The 16,969-nt window shown below is 65.3% G+C and carries 16 protein-coding genes; 7 read left to right on the top strand and 9 right to left on the bottom strand.

The genetic code is table 11. The features are described from left to right. Positions 1-108 precede the first annotated feature (108 nt). Positions 109-558 (top strand): GatB/YqeY domain-containing protein, encoded by a 450-nt coding sequence (locus tag NYR58_RS10065; RefSeq protein ID WP_261520464.1) that lies wholly within the window; start codon positions 109-111, stop codon positions 556-558. A 208-nt stretch (positions 559-766) separates the two neighbouring features. On the opposite strand, the gene NYR58_RS10070 is transcribed toward NYR58_RS10065, so the two are convergent. The 3 genes from NYR58_RS10070 to NYR58_RS10080 all read right to left on the bottom strand — a co-directional run bounded on the left by NYR58_RS10070 (position 767) and on the right by NYR58_RS10080 (position 5,393). Continuing rightward, on the bottom strand, positions 767-1,759 hold the full coding sequence (locus tag NYR58_RS10070) for a magnesium transporter CorA family protein (protein ID WP_261520466.1): 993 nt from the start codon (positions 1,757-1,759) through the stop codon (positions 767-769). A gap of 71 nt (positions 1,760-1,830) precedes the next feature. Further along, positions 1,831-3,957, bottom strand: a complete 2,127-nt coding sequence (gene scpA / locus NYR58_RS10075) for a methylmalonyl-CoA mutase (RefSeq protein WP_261520468.1) — start codon at positions 3,955-3,957, stop codon at positions 1,831-1,833. Beyond that, positions 3,954-5,393: a methylmalonyl-CoA mutase family protein gene (locus NYR58_RS10080; protein ID WP_261520469.1), complete on the bottom strand. Its 1,440-nt coding sequence runs from the start codon at positions 5,391-5,393 to the stop codon at positions 3,954-3,956. The genes scpA and NYR58_RS10080 overlap by 4 nt, the downstream gene beginning before the upstream one ends. 227 nt (positions 5,394-5,620) lie before the next feature. On the opposite strand from NYR58_RS10080, the gene NYR58_RS10085 reads away from it, so the two are divergent. Continuing rightward, positions 5,621-7,141 carry a helicase HerA-like C-terminal domain-containing protein gene (locus tag NYR58_RS10085; protein ID WP_261520470.1) on the top strand — a complete coding sequence of 507 codons (1,521 nt, stop codon included), beginning with the start codon at positions 5,621-5,623 and terminating at the stop codon, positions 7,139-7,141. A gap of 143 nt (positions 7,142-7,284) precedes the next feature. On the opposite strand, the gene NYR58_RS10090 is transcribed toward NYR58_RS10085, so the two are convergent. Both NYR58_RS10090 and NYR58_RS10095 read right to left on the bottom strand, forming a co-directional pair. After that, positions 7,285-8,040 carry a L,D-transpeptidase gene (locus NYR58_RS10090; protein ID WP_261520471.1) on the bottom strand — a complete coding sequence of 252 codons (756 nt, stop codon included), beginning with the start codon at positions 8,038-8,040 and terminating at the stop codon, positions 7,285-7,287. 209 nt (positions 8,041-8,249) lie between these two features. Then, positions 8,250-8,912, bottom strand: a complete 663-nt coding sequence (locus NYR58_RS10095; RefSeq protein ID WP_261520472.1) for a haloacid dehalogenase type II — start codon at positions 8,910-8,912, stop codon at positions 8,250-8,252. A 154-nt stretch (positions 8,913-9,066) separates the two neighbouring features. Between NYR58_RS10095 and NYR58_RS10100 the strand changes: the two genes are divergently transcribed. The 4 genes from NYR58_RS10100 (at position 9,067) to NYR58_RS10115 (ending at position 12,198) form a co-directional block, all read left to right on the top strand. Further along, positions 9,067-9,945 (top strand): branched-chain amino acid aminotransferase, encoded by an 879-nt coding sequence (locus NYR58_RS10100; protein ID WP_261520474.1) that lies wholly within the window; start codon positions 9,067-9,069, stop codon positions 9,943-9,945. A gap of 102 nt (positions 9,946-10,047) precedes the next feature. After that, the gene (locus tag NYR58_RS10105; protein ID WP_261520475.1) at positions 10,048-10,647 is read left to right on the top strand and encodes a superoxide dismutase; all 600 of its coding nucleotides are present in this window, start codon (positions 10,048-10,050) and stop codon (positions 10,645-10,647) included. Between the two features lie 174 nt (positions 10,648-10,821). Next, positions 10,822-11,277, top strand: coding sequence for a c-type cytochrome (locus NYR58_RS10110; protein WP_261520476.1), 456 nt, complete (start codon positions 10,822-10,824; stop codon positions 11,275-11,277). A 6-nt stretch (positions 11,278-11,283) separates the two neighbouring features. Next, the gene (locus tag NYR58_RS10115; RefSeq protein WP_261520477.1) at positions 11,284-12,198 is read left to right on the top strand and encodes a c-type cytochrome; all 915 of its coding nucleotides are present in this window, start codon (positions 11,284-11,286) and stop codon (positions 12,196-12,198) included. Between the two features lie 44 nt (positions 12,199-12,242). Here NYR58_RS10115 and NYR58_RS10120 read toward each other — a convergent pair whose 3' ends face one another. From NYR58_RS10120 to NYR58_RS10130, 3 genes are all read right to left on the bottom strand, one after another. After that, complete coding sequence (locus tag NYR58_RS10120) at positions 12,243-14,348, bottom strand: S9 family peptidase (RefSeq protein WP_261520478.1); 2,106 nt, start codon at positions 14,346-14,348, stop codon at positions 12,243-12,245. 100 nt (positions 14,349-14,448) lie between these two features. Beyond that, the gene (locus NYR58_RS10125) at positions 14,449-15,267 is read right to left on the bottom strand and encodes a DUF6456 domain-containing protein (protein WP_261520480.1); all 819 of its coding nucleotides are present in this window, start codon (positions 15,265-15,267) and stop codon (positions 14,449-14,451) included. Further along, complete coding sequence (locus NYR58_RS10130; protein ID WP_261520481.1) at positions 15,264-15,689, bottom strand: helix-turn-helix domain-containing protein; 426 nt, start codon at positions 15,687-15,689, stop codon at positions 15,264-15,266. Before NYR58_RS10130 ends, NYR58_RS10125 begins: the two co-directional genes overlap by 4 nt. A 216-nt stretch (positions 15,690-15,905) precedes the next feature. On the opposite strand from NYR58_RS10130, the gene NYR58_RS10135 reads away from it, so the two are divergent. Continuing rightward, positions 15,906-16,289, top strand: a complete 384-nt coding sequence (locus tag NYR58_RS10135; protein ID WP_378074663.1) for a cytoplasmic protein — start codon at positions 15,906-15,908, stop codon at positions 16,287-16,289. Positions 16,290-16,300: 11 nt separating this feature from the next. Here NYR58_RS10135 and NYR58_RS10140 read toward each other — a convergent pair whose 3' ends face one another. After that, positions 16,301-16,717 carry a MucR family transcriptional regulator gene (locus NYR58_RS10140; RefSeq protein ID WP_378074662.1) on the bottom strand — a complete coding sequence of 139 codons (417 nt, stop codon included), beginning with the start codon at positions 16,715-16,717 and terminating at the stop codon, positions 16,301-16,303. Positions 16,718-16,969 lie beyond the last annotated feature (252 nt).

Genomic DNA, 16,969 nt, shown 5'->3' on the forward strand with positions numbered 1-16,969 from the left:
CTTGCAAAGAATTAACGCAAGAATTCCAGTGGCTTACGAAAACAGAAAACCCTTTGCGTCGCAGGGCGGTCAGCGTTATGGTCGCCATTGCGACGGGAGATGAATGCCATGCGCGAGAAAATCGCCCAGGCGCTGAAAGACGCCGTTGAGAAGCAGGACAAACGACGTGTCGCGACGCTGCGCCTGATCCAGACGGCCATCAAGGATCGCGACATCGCCAATCGCGGGGCCGGCAAGGATCCGGTAAGCGATGACGACATCATGGAAATCCTGACGCGAATGGTAAGGCAGCGGCAGGAATCGGCCAAGGGCTTCGAGGAGGGCAACCGCCTCGAGCTTGCCGAGCAGGAGCGCGAGGAGATCGGGATCATCTCCGAGTTCCTGCCCCGCCCGCTGAACGAGGACGACATGCGCCAGGTTTGCGCCGAGGTGGTCCACGAGGTGGGCGCAGACGGCCTGCGCGACATGCGACGCTGCATGAACGCGTTGAAGGAGAAGTTCCCCGGCCGCATGGACCTCGGCAAGGCCAGCGGCATCGTCAAGCAGATGCTGCGCTAGACCGGTTCATCGTTTCAATGAAACGCTGATCCGGTCCATCTGTCTGTTTTGCCGCATTTGCGCGACGCCAGATGATTCCATCTGGCTGCAAAATGCTGTAGCCGCTCTTCTCAGGTTCGAGGTGGCCGCGCACTCGCGGGTTGCGGCAATCCTGTCTTGCTCGTCCGCCGGGCGGCCCGGCTTCGTGGGCTGCGCGTGGCCGCCGCGTCTACAGCCACCCCTTCCGGCGGAAGTAGAACAGCGGCAGAATGGCCGACACCACCATGGCAAGCAGCGCCGCCGGATAGCCCCACGTCTCGTCGAGTTCCGGCATGAAATGGAAGTTCATGCCGTAGATGGAAGCGATGAGCGTGGGTGGCATCAGCCCCACGGCGGCGACGGAAAAGATCTTGATGATGGCGTTCTGCTCCACCGAGATCAGCCCGACGATCGTATCGAGCAGGAAGGTGGTCTTGTTCGACAGGAAGTCGACATAGTTTTCCAAGGATTGCATATCGCGCTCCAGCGATTTGATCCACACCCGTGATTCCCGGCGCGACTCCCCGCTTTCCACCGCGGCGCGGACATAGGCGAGCAGCCGGCTGATGCCCGACAGGCTCTCGCGCACCTTGGAAAGAAAGGTGCCCTGGCCGCCGATGCGCGTCAGCAGCCGGCGGAACTCCTTGGTGCTCATCGGGCGGTCGGCGCCCTGCCGGTGAAAGATGGCCTGCGAGGCGGTCTCGATCTCTTCCGTCACGCCTTCCAGTATGTCGGCCAGCCGGTCCGTCGCCGCCTCGACGATGCCCAGCATGACCGAGAGCCCGCCGCTGCCGGGCGCGAGGAGCCCGCTGCCGGGCTTGCAGGCACGGCCAGCATAGAGCGCGATGGCCTTCGGCTCGCTGTAGCGTACGGTGACAAGCCGTCGGCCGGTGAGGATGAAGGAAACGGGCGCGATTCTCCGCTGTTCCTTGCCCACGGCATGAAGCAGCGGCACGGTGAGGTATTTCACCCCGCCTTCGGTGTAGAAGCGGCTCGACTCCTCGATCTCGACCATGTCCTCGGTGGTGGGAATGGCCGCGCCCGTCCAGCCCTCCACGGCCTGGTCTTCCTCGGGAGTGGGGTTGAGCAGGTCGATCCAGAGCGCATTGTCGGGCAGCGAATCCGTCGGCTGCAGGTCGACCTGGCGAAGATGATCATCCTCGATGCAATACACCTGAATCATGGCAAACTCCTCGTTTGGCCATACCGGCCCACCCCCGCTTGCGGTTTCGCAAGGATAGGTGCCAAAAGGTTTCAGAGCCGTTCAAGGAGTGTGTCGACAAGCCGCTCTGCCGCTTCCGCCAGAACGGTTCCGGGTGGAAAGATCTCGGCCGCACCCGCCTGGCGCACGGCCTCGTGGTCGCCCGGCGGAATGACGCCGCCGGCAACGATGAGGATGTCGCCGCGCCCGCGCTTTTCGAGCGCTTCCTTCAGCTCGGGAATGAGGGTGAGATGACCGGCGGCAAGCGAGGAGACGCCAACGACATGCACGTCCTTCTCCACGGCCTGCCGGGCCACCTCATCGGGCGTCTGAAACATGGCGCCGACCGTCACCTCGAAACCCAGATCGCCGAAGGCCGTGGCGATCACCTTCTGGCCGCGGTCGTGGCCATCCTGGCCGATCTTGGCGACAAGGATGCGCGGCGCCGCCCCGCTGCGCTTGCGGAAGGCGGCAATCTTCTCCTCCGCCCGTGCCACGGCCGGGTCTTCGCCCACCTCCCTGCGGTAGACGCCGGAGATGGTGCGCGTCTCTGCCACATGGCGGCCGAAGACCTTTTCCAGTGCCGCGGAGATCTCGCCGACCGTGGCGTGGGCGCGCGCCGCGCGGATGGCGAAGGCAAGAAGATTGTCGCCCTTCCTCGCTGCCTCGGTCAGCGCACCGAGCGCACTTTCCACCGCGGCCACGTCACGCGTGCCCTTCAGTTGCTGCAGCTTGGCGAGCTGGCGGGCGCGCACCTGCGAGTTGTCGATCTTGAGGATTTCCACCTCCCGCTCCGCCTCCGGGCGGAACTGGTTGACGCCGACGATCGTCTGCGCGCCCGAATCGATGCGCGCCTGGGCGCGCGCGGCCGCTTCCTCGATGCGCAGCTTGGGCACGCCCTTCTCCAGCGCGGCCGCCATGCCGCCCATGCCCTCCACCTCCTCGATGTGGGAAAGGGCGCGGGCGGCAAGATCGTGGGTCAGCCGCTCGACGAAGGCCGAGCCGCCCCAGGGGTCGATGATGCGCGTGGTGCCGGATTCCGCCTGCAGAACGAGCTGCGTGTTGCGGGCGATGCGGGCAGAGTGGTCCGTCGGCAGCGCCAGCGCCTCGTCGAAGGCATTGGTATGCAGTGACTGGGTGTGACCCTGGGTGGCGGCCATCGCCTCCACCATGGTGCGCACGATGTTGTTGTAGGGGTCCTGGGCAGTGAGCGACCAGCCGGATGTCTGGCAATGGGTCCTGAGCGCGAGGGAGCGCGTGTCCTGCGGTGAGAAGCTTCGTTTGACGAGGGCGGCCCACAGCAGCCGCGCCGCGCGCAGCTTCGCCACCTCCATGAAAAAGTCCTTGCCGATTCCGAAGAAGAAGGAAAGGCGCGGCGCGAAACGGTCGATGGCAAGCCCGGCCTTGAGGCCGGCGCGGGCATATTCGATGCCGTCGGCCAGCGTGTAGGCCAGCTCCAGATCCGCCGTCGCTCCCGCCTCCTGCATGTGATAGCCGGAGATCGAGATGGAGTTGAACTTCGGCATGTGCTCAGCCGTATAGGCGAAGATGTCGGAGATGATCCGCATGGAGGGTTTCGGCGGATAGATATAGGTGTTGCGGACCATGAACTCCTTCAGGATGTCGTTCTGGATGGTGCCGGCAAGGTCCTTCTGGGCGACCCCCTGCTCCTCGGCCGCAACGATGTAGAGGGCCATGATGGGCAGCACGGCGCCATTCATGGTCATGGAAACGCTCATCTTGTCGAGCGGGATGCCCTCGAAGAGCTGGCGCATGTCGAGGATGGAATCGATCGCCACCCCCGCCATGCCGACATCGCCGGCCACCCGCGGATGATCGCTGTCGTAGCCGCGATGCGTGGCCAGGTCGAAGGCGACGGAGAGGCCCTTCTGGCCCGCTGCCAGGTTGCGGCGGTAGAAGGCGTTCGACTCCTCCGCCGTGGAGAATCCCGCATATTGGCGGATCGTCCACGGGCGCTGGGCATACATGGTGGGATAGGGACCGCGGATGAAGGGCGGCAGGCCCGGATAGGTCTCAAGGAAGGGCAGGCCCCTGAGATCCTGCTCGCCATAGCTGCGGCGGATGGCGATTCCCTCCGGCGTCTCGCGCCGGCCTTCGGGGCGCTCGCCGCCCGCCTTCGCCGGTGCCGACCAGGCGAGGCGGGTGAAATCGGGGATCATTCGCCCCCTCCAAGCCCCTCGTCGAGGCGAGAGGCAGGAAGCGGATCGCAGGCCACGGCGCCGTCGCGCGGCATGGGCTGCCGTTCGGCGGCGAGGGTGGTGACGGGGCGCTCGCGGTCCATGGTGTAGACCGTGGTGCCGATGATCTTGCGCTCGCCCTCGCGGATCTTGCCGAGCCGCTCCATGCGCGCGGCGGCCACACGTTTCTGGATGTGCCCGGCGGCGAGGCTGCGCAGAACGCCGCCTTCCTTCTCGATCTGGCGGAATTCCTCCCACGCCTTCTCGCACAGCCCCTCGGTCAGCGCCTCGATGCCGCCTGCCCCGGCCGCAGGGTCTGCCACGAAGTCGAGATGGCATTCCTTTTCCAGAATGAGCTGCGTGTTGCGGGCCAGCCGGCGGGCAAAGGCATCCGGCAGACCATGCGTGATGGTGTGCGGCAGCACGGAGATGGAATCGGCCCCGCCTGTTGCCGCGGCAAAGGCGGCGATGGTGGTGCGCAGGATGTTGGTTTCGGGATCGCGCGCCGTCATCATGCGGTACGAGGTTTCCGCATGGATGGCCACCGGCACCGGGTCGATGGCGCAGGCCTCCAGCATGCGCGCCCACAACCTGCGCAGCGCCCGGATCTTGGCGGTCGCGAGAAACTGGTCCTGGTCCACCGAAAGCGCAAAGCCGATATGGGGCGCGGCATAGATCAGGGGCTGCCGCGCCTCCTCGAACATGCGCAGATGCGAGACGGCGGAGGCGAGCATGATGCCCAGCTCCTGCGCCTCCGTCGCCCCGGCATTGTGGAAGACGCGGCCATCCGCCTCCAGCAGGATGCCGGGCAGCGCCATGGCGAAGAAACCGGCCAGCGACTGCGGCATCGAAGCCTCCAGCGCCTCGATCGACATGCGCAGCCGGCCCGTGCCGGCAAACAGCGAGGCCGGGTCGATGCCGAAAGAAAGGCTGAGGCGGGCAGGGTCGGCGCGCATGCGGCGCAGCACCTCCACCAGCCAGTCGATCGAGGCACGGCTGTTGGGGTGCACGTCGATGCGCAGATGCACGTTGCGCAGCGGCAGATCGGCGAGCGCGATCTCCAGCGCTTCCATGCTGGCCGGCAGGCCGTAGCCGAAGGCATTGGGCGCGCCGGCAAAGATCACCGAAAGGCCCGCGGCCCCCTGTTCCAGGTCTTCCTTCGCCTGCGCGTTTGCCCGCACGGGGTCGGGATCGTCCATGCGCTGCACCAGCGTCCACGGCGCTTCGGGCCGCATGCGGGGCAGGGCGTGCGCATCGGCGGCCCGTTCGTAGAGCGGTTCGATGCCGATTCCGTCGTCGCTGTGGCGGATGAGGGATTCATAGTCCGTATCCTTGCCGAGCGAGCGGGCGACCAGCTCCAGCCACTGCTTGCGGTCCACCTTTGGAAAGTTCGCCTGTGCCAGGATCGTGCGATCCATGTTCCTCCCCTGTCCCTTCCTAATCACGGGGCGCCAAGATGAAGCGAGTTTAGGATGACCGCTCGCCCGCCGCAATGCGCCCGTCGCCGCGCCGCCGCTTTTCGCCAATGTCCGTGGACTGGGCGCAACAAGCCGGCCGGCGGGAATTGTGGCATCGCACCCCGCCCATTATACCAGAATGGAGCGTTGCCGGCTGCGGCGCGCAGGACAAGAGGAGAAAAGGCCCGATGAGCGGCGAAGACAGCATCTTCCTTGGCGCCAGCCGGCATGCCGACGACAGCTACCAGAAGGCCGAACATCTGCTCCTCAAATATGCCAACCGGCATGGCCTCGTCACCGGCGCCACGGGAACGGGCAAGACGGTCTCGCTGCAGATCCTGGCCGAAGGCTTCTCCAATGCCGGGGTTCCCGTCTTCTGCGCCGACATCAAGGGAGATCTTTCCGGCATCGCGGTGAAGGGCGAGGAGAAGGACTTTCTGCTGAAGCGCGCCGAGGCGATCCGGCTCGAACCCTACGTCTTCCGCGAGACGCCGGTGATCTTCTGGGATCTGTTCGGCGAGAAGGGACACCCCATCCGAGCCACCATCTCGGAGATGGGGCCGCTTCTCCTGTCGCGCCTCATGAACCTGTCGGAGGCACAGGAGGGTGTGATGAACATCGCCTTCCGCATCGCCGACGAGGAAGGGCTTCTGCTGCTCGACCTCAAGGACCTGCAAGCGCTGTTGACCAACATTGCCGAGCGTGCCGGGGAGATCGGCGCGCGCTACGGCAATGTTTCCAGGCAGTCGGTCGGCGCCATTCAGCGCTCGCTCCTGGTGCTCGAACAGCAGGGCGGCGAGCACTTCTTCGGCGAGCCGGCATTGCGCATCGCCGATCTGATGCGCACCACGCGCGACGGGCGCGGCTATGTGAGCGTGCTTGCCGCCGACAGGCTGATGATGAACCCGCGCCTCTATGCCACCTTCCTGCTGTGGCTGCTCTCCGAGCTGTTCGAGGAGCTGCCGGAGGTGGGCGACCCGGAAAAACCCCGCCTCGTCTTCTTCTTCGACGAGGCGCACCTTCTCTTCGACGAGGCGCCCAAGGCGCTGATCGAGCGGGTGGAGCAGGTGGTGCGCCTCATCCGCTCGAAGGGTGTGGGTGTCTATTTCGTCACCCAGAACCCGCTGGACGTGCCGGACGGCGTGCTCGCACAGCTCGGCAATCGTGTTCAGCACGCACTGCGCGCCTACTCGCCGCGCGAGCAGAAGGCCGTGAAGACGGCGGCCGACACCTTCCGCCCCAACCCGGACTTCGACTGCTTCGAGACCATCACCAGGCTGGGGGTGGGCGAGGCGCTGGTCTCCACGCTGGAGGCCAAGGCCGTGCCCTCCATCGTCCAGCGCACCCTCATTCGTCCGCCGTCCTCGCGCATCGGGCCGATCAGCGAGGCGGAGCGGCAGGCGGTCATGCGCGAGAGCCCGGTGGCGGGCCAGTACGATACGGCGGTGGACCGGGAGTCGGCCTTCGAGCTGCTGCAGAAACATGCCGCCGAAAGCGCCGTCAGGACCGATCGGGAGCCTGAAGCGCGCGAAGACAAGGGGGGCTGGTCCTTGCCGGGCCTTGGTGGCTCCCGTTCCGGCACGGCGCGCAGCTCCCGCCAGCGCCAGTCGGTCACGGAGGCCGCCATCAAGTCGGTCGTCCGCTCCATCGGCACGACGCTCGGCCGCGAGCTCGTTCGCGGAATCCTGGGCAGCCTGAGAAGGCGTTGAGCGGCCCGCCCGCCGCTCACGGAGGGAGCGCGCGCTACAGCATTTTGCAGCCAGATCGAATCATCTGGCGTCGCAAAAATGCGGCAAAACAAACAGATGGACCGGGTCAGCGTTTCATTGAAACGATGAACCGGTCTAAGGGCTCAGGCTGAATAGAGCCCGTGCGTGACGAGCACCGGCGTGCCTTCCGGAACGCGGTTGTAGAGGTCTATCGCGTCCTGATTGAGCATACGCACGCAGCCCGAGGAGACGGACTTGCCGATGGTCCACCATTCCGGCGAGCCGTGGATGCGGTAGAGCGTATCCTTGCCGTTCTGATAGAGATAGAGCGCGCGCGCACCCAGCGGGTTCATGATCCCGCCTTCCATGCCGCCCTCCCACTCGCCGGTCTTCTTGTTGAAGGTGGTGCGATATTTCTCCAGCTCCGGCTGGCGCTTGATCATCTCCGCCGGCGGGTGCCATTTCGGCCAGACGGCTTTCCTCTCGACCTGCGCCCGGCCGGACCATTCGAAGCCGGCGCGGCCCAGGCCCACGCCGTAGCGCAGCGCCCGGCCGCCTTCATTCACCAGATAGAGAAAATGCTGCGAGGTATCGACGACGATGGTGCCGGGCCTCTCGCCCGTCGGGTCGTCCACTTCCTGGCGCAGCATGCGCGGGTCCATCCTGTCGATGGGTACGGAAGGAATCTCGAACCCGTTGTCGACCAGCGCCCCATACATGACGCGATAGGAGGACTGGCCGGGCGCCAGCCGCGGCGTCGTGGGGACATAGACCGTCCGCGTGGAGGTGTTGGGCACGGAGACGCAGCCGGAGAGGGCAGCGGCTGCCGCGCCGGCCGCCGCCGCGGAAAGGAACCTGCGGCGCGAAAGGCCGGGAGAGGGGGCGTCGAAGCTGGACATGTCTCTCTTCATGTTCGTTCAAAAAAGAATTCAGACAAATGCAGGGCGGACCCGCCCGTCATGGACAGCGCCCGCCAAGAGAACGCAACAATGCGATTCACCTGCTTCTTAAGCGAAAGAATCGGGCGGCAAGGTGAAGATCGCGCTGCCCGGTCGCATTGCCCGCGTTTGTTGCTTCAGTGCAACATGAGGCGGCGGGCACGGTCTCATCAACTTGCCGTGATGAGGCCGTCGAGCGAGGGCAGGATGAGGTCGGGCTGGTGGTCGGCATATTCGTCCGGCTCCTGCGTGCGGTTGATCCACACCGTGCGAAAACCGCAGCGCGCGGCGCCCGCGATGTCCCATCGGTTCGACGACTGGAAGGAAACGGCGTCGGGATAGAGACGCCAGGACGTGGTGACCAGATCGTAGACGGCAGGGTCGGTCTTGAACTTCTGCGCCTGATCGGCGGAGAAGATGTCGTCGAGAACCGTTTCCAGCGCCGCCGAGCGCACCGCCGCTTCCAGCATCGCCCTGGAGCCGTTGGACAGGATGGCCAGGCGCGCCCCGGCACCCTTGAGCGCCCTGAGCACGCCGGGCACTTCCGGGTAGCAGTCGAGATGCCAATAGGCCTCCAGCAGTCCCTCCCGCAGGCTCCTGTCGGCGGAAGGCACCTTGCGAAAGGCGTAATCCAGCGCGCGCTCGGTCAGGGTCCAGAAATCGACATGCTCGCCCATCAGCGTGCCGACCCAGGAATATTCGAGCTGTTTGGCGCGCCAGATCTCCGAAAGGCGCCGGCCTTCCGGCCCGATTTCGCCGGCATATTTGCGCACCGCCGCGTGCACGTCGAAAAGCGTGCCGTAAGCGTCGAAAACGAAAGCTGAAAACCGCATGCTCAAGCCCTTGGGAATATCTGCACTTGACCGCAAGTGCGCGCTCCGGTCAAGAACGGCTGGACCGACGTTTGGGCAGATGTGACAATTGACGGTGCGGTGGCAGGCGCTATCCCTTGCCGCACAAGGACACGAACCAAGGAGGCGAAACGCCATGAACGCCCTGCCGGAGGCGCAAACCACCACCTGGACCTTTCTGGATGGAGAGTGGCATGAGGGCAATGTGGCCATCGCCGGGCCGCGCACCCATGCCATGTGGCTGGGCTCCTCCGTTTTCGACGGGGCACGCTGGTTCGAGGGTGTGGCCCCCGACCTCGACCGCCATTGCGAGCGCGTCAATGCCTCGGCGCGGGCGCTCGGCCTCGATGCGATGAAGCCGGCGGAAGAGATCGTCGCGCTCACCTGGGAGGGGCTGAAGAAGTTCGACGGCAAGACGGCCGTCTACATCCGGCCCATGTATTGGGCAGAGCATGGCGGCTATATGAGCGTGCCGGCCGATCCCGCCTCCACGCGCTTCTGCCTGTGCCTCTACGAGGCACCGATGATTTCGCCCAGTGGTTTCTCCATCGGCGTTTCGCGTTTTCGCCGCCCGACCTACGAGACGATGCCCACCAACGCCAAGGCGGGCTGCCTCTATCCCAACAACGGCCGGGCCATTCTCGATGCCAAGGCGCGCGGATTCGACAATGCGCTCGTCCTCGACATGCTGGGCAATGTCGCCGAGACCGGCACCTCCAACATCTTCATGGTCAGGGACGGTCAGGTGTTCACCCCGGCCCCCAACGGCACCTTCCTTTCCGGCATCACGCGCGCCCGCGTGATGAAGCTCCTGTCCGACGCCGGCATGCCCGTGGTGGAAAAGAGCCTGAGCGTGCAGGACTTTCTCGACGCGGACGAGATCTTCTCCACCGGCAACCACTCCAAGGTGGTGCCCGTCACCCGCATCGAGGATCGCGCACTCCAGCCGGGGCCGGTGGCCAAGAAGGCGCGCGATCTCTATTGGGAATGGGCGCATTCGACGCCCGCCGCCTGAGCTGATAGGAACACTTGCGCGGGCGGAGAGTTGTCAAGACGGGCGCCCGACCCCATCTGCAAGTCGCAGAATTTTCAACCGCTGTTACGAGGGAGACCGAACATGGCCTTTGAACTGCCAGACCTGCCCTACGATTACGAGGCTCTGCAGCCCTACATGTCGCGCGAGACGCTCGAATACCATCACGACAAGCATCACAAGGCCTATGTCGACACCGGCAACAAGCTTGCCGCCGAGGCCGGCATGGAGAACCTTTCGCTTGAGGAGGTGGTCAAGCAGTCCTACGGCAAGCACCAGACCCTCTTCAACAATGCCGGCCAGCACTACAATCACATCCACTTCTGGAACTGGATGAAGGAAGGCGGCGGCGGCAAGAGCCTGCCCGGCGCCCTGCAGAAGGCCATCGACAGCGATCTGGGCGGCTATGACAAGTTCCGCGCCGACTTCATCAATGCCGGTGTCACCCAGTTCGGCTCCGGCTGGGCATGGGTGGCCGTGAAGAACGGCAAGCTGGAGATCATGAAGACGCCGAACGGCGAGAACCCGCTGGTTCACGGCGCAACGCCCATTCTCGGCGTCGATGTGTGGGAGCACTCCTATTACATCGACTATCGCAACGCGCGGCCGAAATATCTGGAGGCGTTCGTCGACAACCTCATCAACTGGGACTACGTGCTGGAGCTCTACGAGAAGGCGACCTGAGCACACGCACCCAAGCTTGCTTCGTGGAAACCCGGCCTCACCGCCGGGTTTTCTTTTCGCCTGTGGAAGAGTTCGATGATTCACGAAAGCGTGATCGCACGCGCTGCAGATTTGAGCGCAGGATGCACCACGGCCACTATGGTTGCTCGGGGCGATTTGAATCGGAGAGTGCAGATGAAAAGACAGGTGATTTCGGCTTCCATCCTTTCCGCCTTCCTTGCCACGGCGGTCGCCACGGCGGCGGAAGACCCTGTTGCCGTGCGCAAGGCGCAGATGCAGTCCAACGCCGCCTCGGCCGCTGTCGCCGGCGCCATGCTCAAGGGCGAGCTGGACTACAACCCCGCCGTTGCAAAGGCGGCGATTGCCTCTCTGAACGCCACCGCAAAGGCGTTTGGCGACTATTTCCCCGAGGGGTCGGACGAGGGCGAAACCACCGCCGCACCGGCGATCTGGGACAATCCGGAGGGCTTCCAGCAGGCGCTTGGCAAGTTCCAGGCCGACGCGGCCGCTGCGGTGCAGGCTTCCGGGCGCGAGGGGCCGGCAAGCCTCGAAGCGTTCCAGCAGGCCATCACGCCGGTTCTTTCCAACTGCCGTAGCTGCCACGAAAACTTCCGCGTGCGCAACAACTGACGGCCCATGCTGCGCAGGCTGCTTCTGGGCGCCGTGCTGCTCGCCGCTGCCGGCGGCGGGCTGTTCTGGCTTGTAACCCGTCCGCAACCGCTCGATCCGGCACTGCTGGACGGGTTGCAGCCAGGCGATGCGCAGAATGGCGAGCGGATCTTCCATCTCGCCGGGTGCGCCTCCTGCCATGCTCCGCCGGGCGCCGAGGGCGGGGCGCGGCTTTCGCTTGCCGGCGGTCACGCGCTCAAGACACCGTTCGGCACCTTCGTGGCACCCAACATCTCTCCGCACGTCGAGGACGGCATCGGCGGCTGGGACGTGGCCGATTTCGCCAATGCCGTGATGCGCGGCATCTCACCCCAAGGCGCGCACTATTATCCGGCCTTCCCCTACACCTCCTATGCGCGCATGGAAGTGCAGGATGTGGCCGATCTCTTCGCCTATCTGAAGACGTTGCCGCCCGTTGCCGGGCGCGCGGACGGCCACACCCTTTCCTTTCCCTATACGGTGCGGCGCGGCATCGGGCTGTGGAAGAGGCTCCATCTGGATGCGGCGCCCGTGGTCGAGTTTCCCGCCGGTGCGCCGGAGGAGGTGTTGCGCGGGCGCTATCTGGTGGAAGGCCCCGGCCATTGCGGCGAGTGTCACACGCCGCGCTCCCTTGACGGCGGCCTCGATACCGGACGCTGGCTGGCCGGCGCTCCGTCGCTCGAAGGCGAGGGCACCGTGCCCGACATCACGCCGAGCGCCGATGGCCTGGGCGCATGGTCTCCCGCCGACATTGTCTACTATTTCGAGACCGGCTTCACGCCCGACTTTGATTCCGTGGGCGGCGCCATGGTTGCGGTTCAGGAGAACCTGGCGCGGCTGCCCGACGAGGACCGGCAGGCGATTGCCGCCTATTTGAAGGCGATCCCTTCGGCAGACCGGTAGCACACCGCCGGGGCTGGCGGGATGCCGGCCCCGGTCTGCCGCGCCTACGCGGCCATGCCCACCGCCTTCAGCATGAAGGCATAGCTGAAAGCCACCTCTTCCAGCCGCGAGAAACGGCCCGAGGCGCCGGCATGTCCGGCGTCGAGGTTGATCTTCAGCATGATGGGGTTGTCGCCCGTGTTGTGGTCGCGCAGGCGCGCCACCCATTTTGCAGGCTCCCAATAGGTCACGCGCGGGTCGGTCAGGCCCGCCAGCGCCAGGATGGCCGGATAGGGCTGCGGGCGCACATTGTCGTAGGGGGAATAGGCGGCGATGACCTCGAAGTCCTCGTTGCTGGCGATGGGGTTGCCCCATTCGGGCCATTCCGGCGGGGTGAGCGGCAGCGTGTCGTCGAGCATGGTGTTGAGCACATCCACGAAGGGCACACCCGCCACGATGGCACGGAAGTCCTGCGGCGCCATATTGGCGATGGCCCCCATCAGCATGCCGCCGGCCGAGCCGCCCTCCGCCACCAGCCGGTCGTGGCTGGTGTACCCCTCCGCCACCAGATGGCGGGCACAGGCGATGAAGTCGGTGAAGGTGTTCGGCTTCTTCTCGCGCTTGCCTTCCTCGTACCAGCGATAGCCCTTGTCCTTGCCGCCGCGCACATGGGCGATGGCATAGACGAAGCCGCGATCGACCAGCGACAGGCAGTTGGTGCGAAAGGCGGCGGGAATGGTGATGCCGTAGGCGCCGTAGCCATAGAGCAGGCAGGGAGCCGAGCCATCGAGCTTCAGTCCACGGCGGTGGACGAGCGAGATCGGCACGAGCTCTCCATCCGGCGCCGGAGCCATGAGCCGCCGCGTCACATAATCCTGCGGCGTGTGGCCGGAGGGCACTTCCTGGGTTTTCAGGAGGGTGCGCCGACGCGTGCGCATGTCATAGTCGAACTCCTGCGTCGGGGTCGTCATGGAGGAGTAGGTGAAACGGAAGGTGTCGGTGTCGTATTCGAGGGCGCCGGCGAGTCCCAGCGAATAGGCTTCCTCCTCGAAGGCGATGACATGCTCTGCGCCGCCGGCCCGCTCGCGCACGACGATGCGCGGCAGGCCGTCCTTGCGCTCCAGCCGCACGAGATGATCCTTGAAGGCGAGGATCGACAGGATCAGCCGTCCCGGCTCATGCGCCACCACCTCGCGCCAGTTCTCGCGCGAAGGGTCGGCGGCAGGCGCCGTCATGATCTTGAAGTCCTTGGCGCCGTCGGCATTGGTGAGGATGAAGAACTCCTCCCCCGCAGGCTCCAGGTCGTATTGCAGGCCCGTTTCGCGCGCCGCCACCAGCCGTGGCTCGGCATGAGAGTCATCGGCCGGCAGGATGCGGTACTCGCTGGTCTCGTGGTTGTGCGAGCATATGAGGATCCAGTCGTTCAGGCGGCTGCCCGACACGCTCATGAAGAAGCCCGGATCGGGCTCCTCGTAGATCAGGCGGTCTTCTTCCGCCGCGCCGAGCGGATGGAAGAAGAGCTTGGATGGGCGGTGGTTTTCGTCGAGCAGCGTGTAGAAGAAGCCGCTGCCGTCGGCGTTGAAGACGCCGCTGCCGCCCGTGTTCTCCACTTGGTCGGCAAGGTCCCGTCCGGACGCGATGTCGCGCACGCGCAGGGTATAGAACTCGGAGCCCTTCTCGTCCGCGCCCCAGACGAGACGCGTATGGTCGGGCGAATGGTCGACGCCGCCGATATGGAAGTAGGACTTGCCCTCCGCCTCCCTGTCGCCGTCGAGCAGCACCTCTTCCGCGCCGCCCTCGCGCGGCGTGCGGAAGAAGCGGGGATATTCGCCGCCCTCGCGCCACGCGCTGCCATAGGCATAGGGCCCGTCCTTCATGGGAACGGAGGAATCGTCCTCCTTGATGCGGCCCTTCATCTCGGCAAACAGCGCCTCCTGCAACGCCTCGGTGCCGGCCATGAGCTGCTTGTGATAGGCGTTCTCCGCCTCCAGATGGGCACGGATGTCGGGCGCAAGCTGCGCGGGGTCCTTCAGCACCTCCTGCCAGTTTTCGGCGCGCAGCCAGGCATATTCATCGATGCGCGTGATGCCGTGGCGGGTGTCCTCCTGCGGCCGCTTCTCGGGGCGTGGCGCGGGCGCGGAGGGGAAGGCGGCGATCTTCTCGTGTCGCATGGTCGATCGGCTCTTCTTCTGTATTTCTGTCTTGTCGCGTTGCCCAAGGACTGAACAGGGCCTTGCCGTCTTCTTCAAGGGTAAAACGGCCTTCGGCACCTCATGTCCGCAACTTTGGCCGGTAGTCTTCTGCACCCCAGTGCAGAATAGCGCGCCGGCGGATGGGCGGCGGCTCGTAGTGGCGGCTGAGCGCGCCCAGCGCCGTCTTAAGCACCACCTTTGCCGAACGCACCGGCCAGCCGCGCTCGGCCTCCACCTGCTCCAGCCCTTTCAGGAAACAGCACACATCCACCAGTATGCCGGCAAGCTCGGGCCCCACCGCATCGAGGGCGCGCTCCACGCGCTGCCGGGCCGAGAGGGCGGCCTCGGTAAGCTCCGCCACGCCGTTTTCGCCGCTGCCCCGGCGGCGGCTGGCCACGGCGGCGTCCCAGTTGGCCCCGAGGCGCGGCATGATGCGGGCGCGGGTGTAGTCGGCCCGCAGGCGCTCGCCCGCCCGCACCTCGTCCGGTGCGAGAAAGGGGGCGCCGTTCCTCGTCCGCCGCCGAGCGAGCTGGGCCAGCGGGGACTCGCAAAGATTGGCCTCAACCGTGGTCTCGCCCGTCGCGGTGGAAAGCCTGCGTGTCTCCCGTTCCATGTGCTGGGCGCGGAAGGGCTCGGCAGGGGACTCCGTGCGCCGTGCCAGCGCCCGACCCTCCGGGGAAAGCGCCAGCAGCGCTCCCTGCCGGGCGATCACACCCTCGCGCGCCAGCGCGGCAAGCGTCTCGCTGCGGGCCGAGACGGCGCCGCGCTCTCCCGCTTCGAGAAGCATCGTGTCCGCCTTCGCCGCCGGGCGGACCGCCGCCGGCCCCGCCGCGAGAAACCGCACCACCCTTTCGCGCTCCTTGCGCGCGCGCGCCGCACCGCTTTCCGCCCGCTTCATGGAAGCACCTGCGTCTGGCGGAAGGCGGCGGCGGCGACGCGCTCGACCATATGCACGATGCTGTCGAAATCCTCGTCGTCCCGCATGTCTTCGATCAGGTGGCAGGCATGGACCACCGTCTTGCGGTCGCGCCTGAAGCCGCGGCCGACATCCGTCATGCTGAGCCCGAGAACCACATGGGTGACGTACATGCCGATCTGCCGCACCCGCGCCACCTCGGCGGGGCTGCGGCCCGGCTGTCGCAGCTCGCGCCCACTGACACCGAAAAGTGCTGCCACGATGTCCATCATGCATTCGCAGATGTCGGCAACGCGTTCCTCGCTCACCGGGCTCAATCTCGGCGCATAGGCGGGCTGGCCGAGCGCCCCGATATCCTCCCCCTCGTCTTCCTGCTGCATGGCGATCGCGGCGGTCAAAGGCACGGAACCAGATCCTCCAATCAGAATAAGGAATATATTCCTTATATCGTCCTGTCGCCGAAGAGGGAACAAAAAGAGAACTCAAAATCCGGGGATGAAACCCTATCCCTTTGTTGAGAAACGACATTTTTCTTCGCGACGGTGGAAATTGCCGCCGGTTTATCCCCGTCCCTCCTGCTGGCCGCACACTGGGCTCAAGAACAGCAGGAGGTTGCGTCCATGACAGCATTTCGCGAGGAGGCCAGCGCCTTTCGCCGCGCCAAGGAGCGGCAGGTCCGGGAGGCGCGGCAGATGGCGGCGTTCTTTCTCGTCTCGGGCATCGACCTCGAGGCCGCGCTGAAGACGACGGGCGAGGAAAGGCGGGCGATCCTGATGCGGCTCGCCCGCCTGATCGAGCGCGAGCGGCTGAAGGGGATGCGCCGCCACTGGAGCTACGATCTCAACCGCCACATCGCGCTCAGCCAGGCCTATGATCGGCTGAAAGGGGAGGCGGCGCCGAAGGTGCGCAAGCAGCGTCCCGCCCGCCGCCGGTCCATGCCCACCGGGGCACGAAAAAGGCGGCGCCTGCAAGCGCCGCCCGATCACAAAGCGCATCCCCGCTGATGCGCGAAACCCTATTTCTTCTTGCGGCCAAGACCCATCTTCTTGGCGAGCTGCGAGCGCGCGGCGGCGTAATTCGGCGCCACCATCGGATAGTTGGGGTCGAGGCCCCACTTCTCGCGGTACTGCTCCGGCGTCAGCCCGTAATGGGTCATCAGATGGCGCTTCAGCGACTTGAACTTCTTACCGTCTTCGAGACAGATGATGTAGTCGTCATGGACCGAACGCTTGGGGTTTACCGCCGGTTTGGGCTTTTCCGCCGGCGCCGGCTCCGCTGTCGCCTGGTTGACCCTGCCCAATGCCGCATGGACGTCTGCGATCAGATTGGGAAGCTCCGAAGCAGGCACAGGATTATTGCTGACATAGGCGGCCACAACGTCCGCCGTCAGCTCGATAAGCATTTCGTCTTTTTTTGTCTGTGTCCCGTCCATGTCCATTACCTTGCCCCAATGTCTCCAATGATTCCGCGCCGCAGTTTCTACATCGACCGGCATTCAAAAACGGCATGCGTTAGTCTCGACAAATCGAACTAAAAAGCATGACGCTTTATTCACACTTTAATATATCGCGTCAACTCACATTTTCCAATGTATGAAAGCGCGGATTGAGATATGGGCGAAAGTTGGTGACGCTTGATCAGGCGGCGACTTGAAGTTGGCGGAGGCCGTCGCGGAACTCAACCC

The sequence above is a fragment of the Chelativorans intermedius genome (assembly GCF_025398255.1).
Lineage (GTDB): Bacteria > Pseudomonadota > Alphaproteobacteria > Rhizobiales > Rhizobiaceae > Chelativorans > Chelativorans intermedius.

Coding starts and splice junctions, on each gene's coding strand:
- NYR58_RS10105 (WP_261520475.1), top strand. CDS start 10,048: ATGGCCTTTGAACTGCCAGACCTGCCCTACGATTACGAGGCTCTGCAG.
- scpA (WP_261520468.1), bottom strand. CDS start 3,957: ATGATCCCCGATTTCACCCGCCTCGCCTGGTCGGCACCGGCGAAGGCG.
- NYR58_RS10135 (WP_378074663.1), top strand. CDS start 15,906: ATGACAGCATTTCGCGAGGAGGCCAGCGCCTTTCGCCGCGCCAAGGAG.
- NYR58_RS10080 (WP_261520469.1), bottom strand. CDS start 5,393: ATGGATCGCACGATCCTGGCACAGGCGAACTTTCCAAAGGTGGACCGC.
- NYR58_RS10120 (WP_261520478.1), bottom strand. CDS start 14,348: ATGCGACACGAGAAGATCGCCGCCTTCCCCTCCGCGCCCGCGCCACGC.
- NYR58_RS10125 (WP_261520480.1), bottom strand. CDS start 15,267: ATGAAGCGGGCGGAAAGCGGTGCGGCGCGCGCGCGCAAGGAGCGCGAA.
- NYR58_RS10115 (WP_261520477.1), top strand. CDS start 11,284: ATGCTGCGCAGGCTGCTTCTGGGCGCCGTGCTGCTCGCCGCTGCCGGC.
- NYR58_RS10140 (WP_378074662.1), bottom strand. CDS start 16,717: ATGGACGGGACACAGACAAAAAAAGACGAAATGCTTATCGAGCTGACG.
- NYR58_RS10100 (WP_261520474.1), top strand. CDS start 9,067: ATGAACGCCCTGCCGGAGGCGCAAACCACCACCTGGACCTTTCTGGAT.
- NYR58_RS10070 (WP_261520466.1), bottom strand. CDS start 1,759: ATGATTCAGGTGTATTGCATCGAGGATGATCATCTTCGCCAGGTCGAC.
- NYR58_RS10065 (WP_261520464.1), top strand. CDS start 109: ATGCGCGAGAAAATCGCCCAGGCGCTGAAAGACGCCGTTGAGAAGCAG.
- NYR58_RS10110 (WP_261520476.1), top strand. CDS start 10,822: ATGAAAAGACAGGTGATTTCGGCTTCCATCCTTTCCGCCTTCCTTGCC.
- NYR58_RS10090 (WP_261520471.1), bottom strand. CDS start 8,040: ATGTCCAGCTTCGACGCCCCCTCTCCCGGCCTTTCGCGCCGCAGGTTC.
- NYR58_RS10095 (WP_261520472.1), bottom strand. CDS start 8,912: ATGCGGTTTTCAGCTTTCGTTTTCGACGCTTACGGCACGCTTTTCGAC.
- NYR58_RS10085 (WP_261520470.1), top strand. CDS start 5,621: ATGAGCGGCGAAGACAGCATCTTCCTTGGCGCCAGCCGGCATGCCGAC.